Consider the following 7,654-nt stretch of genomic DNA (forward strand, 5'->3'; position numbering starts at 1 on the left):
ATCTCGTTTTCCTTCTTTTACCACTCCATTATAACGTGTCTCCACGTAAATGTCGTTAACTAAATGTTAAAATAATCTTAAGTTTATGTAAAGTACTTTACAAAAATAACTTAAATTTAATGTTTTTAACGAACTATTTACTTGATTATTCGAAGTCAGATATCGAAAAAGTAGAAGTATTCTGTCTCTCCTGAAAGCGTTTGAGTAATGTTGTGCGTCTTTGTTCGTCCTGATTGTTATGTAGGCCACGAATAAAGACGCCATGATCCCCTAAGATAAACAAAGACTGCTTAGCTCTTGTGATACCTGTATATAATAAGTTCTTCTTCATCATGATGCTATATTCTGGCAGCACTGACATAATAACAATCTTAAATTCATTACCCTGAGATTTATGAACGGACATGCAATAAGCATGCCTTAACATATTGAATTCACTGGTACGATAATTGACAAACTGACCATCAAAGTCCACTGTCAAGCTGTCATAAGGTAACCCTGTGTCTTCCTTACTTTCTATTTCTACTAGAATACCTACATCTCCATTATAGACATCATCATCTGGACGATTTCTTAATTGAAGAAGCTTATCTCCTTCCCTAAAGATCTTACCACCCACTTTGATTTCAGCTTTATCACTTGTGGGTGGATTAAAAATAGCCTGTAATGATTCATTTAAAGCATCTATACCTGCAACACCACGATACATAGGAGCAAGTACCTGTACATCGGATGCATCATAACCTTCTTCTACTGCCTTTTTCACAATAATCTGTACACAATGAGCGACATCCTTATTAGGACAGACAGTAAAATGAATATCACGATAATCATCAAAGACATGTGAATCATATTGATCGTTTCTAATATCATGGGATAATGCCACAATGCCACTGCCTTCTTCTTGACGATAAATAGTCTGTAAGCAGATATGAGGAATACCACTTAATAACATATCCTTTAAGACATTACCTGGTGATACAGATGGCAGCTGCTGGTCATCACCAATCAGCAGAATCTTATGAACATGACCACAGGCATCTAGTAATTTAGAAAATAAGAGAGTATCTACCATAGAGAACTCATCAATAACAAGGAGATCTATATCTAAAGGATGATCTGCATTCATAGAGAATGTATTAGTAGATATATCCCATTTTAATAAGCGATGAATAGTGGATGCTTCTAGTTTAGTCAATTCTGATAGTCGTTTAGCCGCACGTCCTGTAGGTGCTACTAAACCAATCTTTTCATCAGGATATAATGAACGATAAACCTTTAAAATAGCCTGTACGATGGTTGTTTTACCTGTACCTGGACCACCTGTCAAAATAAGCGTAGATTCTTCTAAGAACTTCTTAATCGCATTCTTCTGTATTTCATCATATGTAATACCCTGTGATTTTTCTGTTCTTTTAATTTTTTCATCAATTAAAGACTCTTCAATAGGATGAGCCGATTGATTCAGATAACGTTCAAACTTTTCAGCAATCATCTTCTCACTCTCATATAAATCACCTGGGTAATAACGTTCTTCTTCCTGAATTACTTTTGTACCTGTAATATCATCTAGATTCTTCTCAAATAATTCATCAGGACATTCAGGTAGCATATGTCTGAAATTATGATAAAAGGATTCATAATCACTATAGGTACTTCCTGTCTGAAAACATAAATCCATTAAAGAAGCCAGAATACCTGCTTGAATACGTTTTTCATCAAGTGGCTCTACACCGGTTTTCATCGCGAGTTCATCAACACTTTTAAAACCAATACCTTCTATATCATCAATAAGACGATAAGGATCATTCTGTAATACATCAAGTGTCTTCTCTTTATAATAATTCTGTATTAAAGTCAGATTACGCGTAGAAATTCCATTGCCCATAAAGAAAGATAATACCTGCTGATCATAATCCTGACTCGTGAGTATACCAACAATATTATTTTTAATGGTCTCACTCATATGAGGAATCCCATTTAAACACTCTGGATTCTCCTTTATAGTTGTTAGAGCTTTTTCACCTAAAGCATCTACAATTCTTTCAGCCATCTTCTTACCCACTCCCTTAAAGAGCGGTGAAGAAAGATAGCGGATAATCTCACCTCGATCATCCGCTAGAATTATCTCATAAGAAGACACCTTGAATTGTTTTCCATAACGTGGATGTGTCACATAGTTCCCTTTAATACGATAACGATCATCATTATTGACATAGGACATATTTCCTGTAATAGTGATTTCTTCATCATCTGTCTCAAAAACTGCAACTATATATTTATTTTCTGGATTATAGAAAATAACCTTACTTATAATGCCTTCATATTCTTCCATTATAGATAATCAATCTCCTTGCCGTCTTTATAGACTTTATCAATCGTACCTCCACCTAAACATACATCTCCATCATAGAAGACAGCTGCCTGACCTGGAGTGACCGCCTTGATTGGTTTCTTAAATGTAACATAAAGTGTTGTTTCATCAATAAAGTGTAAAGATACATCATTATCTTTCTGGCGATATCTAAACTTAGCCGTACAATTATATTCACCCTCTGGCTTTGTTTCAGATACCCAGTTCACATCAGTAATCAATGCGCCATGAGACAATAACCATTTATTACTATCTCCCTGAGCAATATATAAAATATTCTTATCATAATCTTTTCCCACGACAAACCAAGGCTCACCATTGCCACCAATACCTAAGCCTTTTCTCTGTCCAATTGTATAGTACATAATACCCTGATGATCACCAATAACCTTCTTAGATACAATATCCACCATCTTGCCTGATTTAGCAGGAATATAGTTCTTTAAGAATTCTCTAAAGTCTCTTTCACCAATGAAGCAGATTCCTGTAGAGTCCTTCTTATGGGCTACAGGGAGATCAAGTTCTTCCGCAATTCGTCTTACTTCAGGTTTAGTAAGTTCACCAATTGGGAACAGTGAATTATTTAACTGATTCTGATTCAATTGACATAAGAAATAAGTCTGATCCTTATTATTATCTACACCACGAAGCATCACAGATTCTTTTCCTTCAGTATGAACAACACGGGCATAATGTCCTGTTGCAATATAATCAGCATCAATAGACTTAGCATAATCTAAAAAGGCTTTAAATTTTATATGTTTATTACATAAGATATCAGGATTAGGCGTGCGTCCTTTCGCATACTCTTCTAGGAAATATGTAAAGACCTGATCCCAGTATTCTTTAATAAAGTCCACTCTACGAATCTCAAGTCCAAGATGAGTCGCAACAGCCTGCGCATCCTGGTAATCTTTTTCCTGTGGACATACATCGTCATTATTTGTAGGGTTACCTAGAATATCATTATTTAATGAACTATCCCAGTTTCTCATAAATACACAGATTACTTCATAACCTTGTTTCTTTAATAAATAAGCGGCAACGGCACTATCTACACCGCCACTTAATCCAAGTACAACTCTTTTCATGTTCTACCTCCCTTTGTCTAGTATTCTACCACACAAAAAAGGCTCTTGAAAGAGCCTCCTACTATTCTGCGTTCATTCTTGTCATTGGAAGCATTGCAGCACCGATAGCACCACAGTCTTCTAATTCTGTTTCAAGTAGTGGAATATGATTTCTCATACCTACATGAATCTTCTGATTGAATTCTTTTGTTAACTGATCTAGGAAATACTTCTTAGACTTCATAACACCGCCACCTACTACAAAGCAATGTGGATCAACTGTATGTGCGATATTTGCGAATAATGTAGCAAGTTCACTAATACATTCATCCGCAATACCCTGAGCAGTTTCATTACCTTCAGCAGCTAATCTAAATACATCACCTGCATGATGTACTAAATCCTTTCCAAGAGCTTCCTGACCCTTTCTAGTGATTGCAGTACCAGAACATTCTCCTTCTGCAGCACCTGGATTTAAAGCCCCCTGCTTATAACCATTATTCTTAACGATGATATTACCGATTTCACCAGCGTGTCCTCTACCACCAGAGACTAACTGTTTATTGACTGTGAAAGCTCCGCCAATACCTGTAGAAACTGTTACATAATAACAAGTTGGATAATTCTTACCAGCACCTAATACTGCTTCAGCAAGACCAGCTACGTTTGCATCATTATCTAAGAATACAGGTTTATTGAATTTTGTAGATAACTTTTCAGCAATTGGGTAATTTTCAAAACCAGGAAGGTTGCTTGCCATAATCATAACACCCTTTACAACATCAACTGGTCCTGGCACACCAATACCAATACCTTCTACATTTTCAATACCACCACATACTGTATAATCAATTGCTTCAATCTGACGACAGATTTTTGCAGTAACAGCATCTGGTCCTTTTTCTCTTTCAGTAGCATCCTTCACTTCGCTATATGACTTACCATTTTCATCAACAAGTAAAGTTCTTACGTTTGTACCACCTAAATCAATTCCAATATAATACTTCATATTCTATATACCTCCAAGAAACATTATATTACATATTACACTTCCACGCTATGAAAAAAGTTCTTTTTGTATCTTTTCTAACTGTTCCGGTAATTGTGAAGTAACCGTTTTACCTTTTAAGTAACTCATAGAGCCTATCGGATCCACAAAAGTTAATCGATAAGCATGGAGGAACTGATGATTGAGATGAAACTTCTTCTTTACTTCCTTATTCCATTCAAAATCTCCATATTTACTATCACCCATAACTGGATGTCCTGTCGCACTTAAATGGATACGAATCTGATGTGTACGGCCAGTGATGAGCTGTACTTCTACTAAAGAGCATGTAGAACATCTTTTTAAGACATGCACTATTGTTTTCATAGATAAAGCCCCCGGTGTATCTTTCTTTACTAAATACATCTTTCCTTCATCTTCATTCTTTTTGACATATCCTGATAATGTGGCATCCTTCATATGTCCCATCCCAATAGTAAGATACTTCTTTTCAATGCCTTGTCTTGTTTTCATCATTGTATTTAAATCCTGAAGTGCGCGCATATCTTTACCAAAAATCACAAGTCCACTTGTATTACGGTCTAAGCGATGCACTGGACCTGGTGTAAAGCTGATATTCTTTTCTGGATCATATTCACCCTTCTGATATAAATAAGTGAGTACCTGGTTAGATAATGTATTCACTGATTCATTAATATCTTCATGAACAAGTAATCCGGCAGGTTTATCTACAATAAGAATATGTGCATCTTCATAAACAACTTTAAAAGTAATAGGTAACTCATAAATTGTTAAAGGCTTTGTGTATTCCTTGAATTTATCTTCATATAAGAATAGTTCCACCTCATCTCCCGAATGGAGAATATAGTTTTCCTTTACTCTTTTGCCATTTACTTTAACATCTTTTTTCCTTAACATTTTATATATAAGTGAAGAAGGTGCCTGGACGAGCACTTTCTTGAGATATTTATCTATTCTTTGATGATCATCATATTGATCGATTACTAGTTTTTTCATAACGTCTCCTTTACTCCCCCTCATTATAGCATACACCTCTTAGATTATGGTATAATAAAAGTCGAGGTGACAATCATGGAAAAACAAATAGATTCAACAACAATTTATGATGGAGCCATCATGAAGGTGACTAAGGAACACGTATTATTACAAGACGGTAATACCGCCGTACGTGAATGTGTGTATCATCATGGTGGTGTGTGTATACTTGCGATAGAGGATGATGAAATTATTCTTGTAAAGCAGTTCCGTTATCCAAATAGATGCGATACATTAGAAATACCTGCTGGTAAGCTAGAATTAGGAGAAGATCCTGATAAGGCCTGTTATCGTGAATTTGAAGAAGAAACAAATAGACGTGCTAAAAATATGCGTCCTATCTTAAAGATGCTTCCTACACCTGGCTATTCAAGTGAAATACTCAGAATATATGAAGCAGAAGACTTCAAGGAAGTAGAAGATTCTTTACAGTGCGATGCTGATGAATTCTTAAATATTATTAAGATGCCAATTGATGAAGCCTACAAAGCCATCTTTGATGGACGTATTATTGATGGTAAAACTGTCATTGCAGTTATGTATGCTTACAATAGAAAACATTGTAAATAGTAAAAGAGCTCTAGTTTGAGCTCTTTTTCTTTAGTGTATAGTATTTAATAATTTCACTGATTGTCACAACAACCACATTCAATATATAACAATGAATCATCTTTAATGCAGAAACTGTCATCACCTGATTATTATTCATATAAGTATAATAGTCAGGTACTGCATTTGTGAGAGAATGAAGACCATTGAAGATTGTCTTAAAGATTGTTTCAGCAACACCAATATAGGCTAGACTGATTGTATGTAAGACCTTTACAACAGGCTGATCCATCATATTACCTAAAGCAATATGAACAACCAAGCCAAGTAATAAAATCATCAATGAAAGTAATAAGACATAACTGATATTTATAAATGTATTAATTATATGATGATCTGGTTTTTTCTTTGGTTCTTCTACGACTGGTTCTTCTTTGATTTCTTCTTTTTCCTCTTCTTTTGGAGGGTTATTTTCAGCTTCCATCACCTTTGCAATCACATCATTCAATGCAGCCGTATCCTGTGCATTAAGTGAAAGTGCAGTTGGTTCTTCTTTTTCTTCTTCTACGACAGGTTCTTTAACTTCCTCTTTTTCTAATTCTGCTAGATCTTCATCATTGAAAGTAAAACGACGAGGACGTTCTCTTGTAAGTTCTGATAACTTAGATATATAAGTAGATTTAATGATTTTTAATAAATCAGGATCATCTTTATAAACTTCCTGTAAATTTGCAAATAAAGACTTTAATTTAGCCACAGACATCTCTTTATCCATGCCAAGAAGTGGTTCAAAGATCTTGTAATCTTCATAACGGCCAAAAAGAATATCATTTAATGCTTCATACATTGTATTGGCTACCTGATAAGAACAGCTGATTTCATCATCTCCTGCTTCTACCAGGTCATTTAAATAGATGGTATTCATACCAATATTATTAGCTGAATGAAGAATACCATTCATAGAAGTAATGACTAATGTATCCTTAGGCGTTACCTGGAATCTTTTATCAATATATGCAAGAAGTTCTTCTGATGGAAGTGGTGTAATATCTGTATCACATCCAATAACATAATCCACCTTACGATATAAAGAACCAAGTTCTAGATAATTAATAGCTGATTTTGTCTTATGTGTAGAAACAACTGCAATTGGAATATTATTCTGATGAAAGTATTCAAATAATTCAATCACACCATCTTTTGGTGATAAGCCCTTCATACTCAAATAATTATATAAATCTTTTTCAACACTAGAATTCAACTTATTGCTATTAAGTGTTGCTGCAAGAGGAAGTGTTTCATACATTGTATACATATTACCTAAAGCATGATAAAACTCATCCGCTGTAACAGTAATGTTTTTCTTCTTACATAAATTCTTATAGAAATTATAACGGAGTCTGTTTAGGGGAAATATACATCCATCCAGTTCTATGATTGCTAGTTTTAATTCTGTATCCTCTCTCATAAAATAATACCCCTTTCCCTAATCTAAACATCATTATAGCATAATTCCTAAATGATATGCTATCCTATAAACAAAAAAGCAGAACCGAAGTTCTGCCTTATTTTCAAATGGTCTCCCCGCACGGGCTC

General features: G+C 34.8%; 6 protein-coding genes. 1 reads left to right on the forward strand and 5 read right to left on the reverse strand.

Annotated elements, in window-relative coordinates; all coding sequences use genetic code 11:
• Positions 1-145: 145 nt before the first annotated feature.
• The 4 genes from B2S90_RS07130 to B2S90_RS07145 form a co-directional block, all read right to left on the reverse strand.
• Complete coding sequence (locus tag B2S90_RS07130) at positions 146-2,335, reverse strand: ATP-dependent RecD-like DNA helicase (RefSeq protein ID WP_286696785.1); 2,190 nt, start codon at positions 2,333-2,335, stop codon at positions 146-148.
• On the reverse strand, positions 2,335-3,465 hold the full coding sequence (gene mnmA, locus B2S90_RS07135; protein ID WP_278780604.1) for a tRNA 2-thiouridine(34) synthase MnmA: 1,131 nt from the start codon (positions 3,463-3,465) through the stop codon (positions 2,335-2,337). The genes B2S90_RS07130 and mnmA overlap by 1 nt, the downstream gene beginning before the upstream one ends.
• Before the next feature lie 61 nt (positions 3,466-3,526).
• A complete protein-coding gene (locus tag B2S90_RS07140) occupies positions 3,527-4,453 on the reverse strand; it encodes an ROK family protein (RefSeq protein WP_055233637.1) in 927 nt (308 codons plus the stop codon).
• A gap of 48 nt (positions 4,454-4,501) precedes the next feature.
• On the reverse strand, positions 4,502-5,470 hold the full coding sequence (locus B2S90_RS07145; protein WP_279068348.1) for an RluA family pseudouridine synthase: 969 nt from the start codon (positions 5,468-5,470) through the stop codon (positions 4,502-4,504).
• Between the two features lie 75 nt (positions 5,471-5,545).
• Here B2S90_RS07145 and B2S90_RS07150 point away from each other — a divergent pair, with 75 nt between their 5' ends.
• The gene (locus tag B2S90_RS07150) at positions 5,546-6,079 is read left to right on the forward strand and encodes an NUDIX hydrolase (RefSeq protein ID WP_055233635.1); all 534 of its coding nucleotides are present in this window, start codon (positions 5,546-5,548) and stop codon (positions 6,077-6,079) included.
• Between the two features lie 10 nt (positions 6,080-6,089).
• On the opposite strand, the gene B2S90_RS07155 is transcribed toward B2S90_RS07150, so the two are convergent.
• Positions 6,090-7,526, reverse strand: a complete 1,437-nt coding sequence (locus B2S90_RS07155; protein ID WP_278860248.1) for an HAD hydrolase-like protein — start codon at positions 7,524-7,526, stop codon at positions 6,090-6,092.
• Positions 7,527-7,654: the final 128 nt, after the last annotated feature.

Source organism: Catenibacterium sp. UBA627 (assembly GCF_002299355.1).
GTDB lineage: Bacteria > Bacillota_I > Bacilli_A > Erysipelotrichales > Coprobacillaceae > Catenibacterium > Catenibacterium mitsuoka.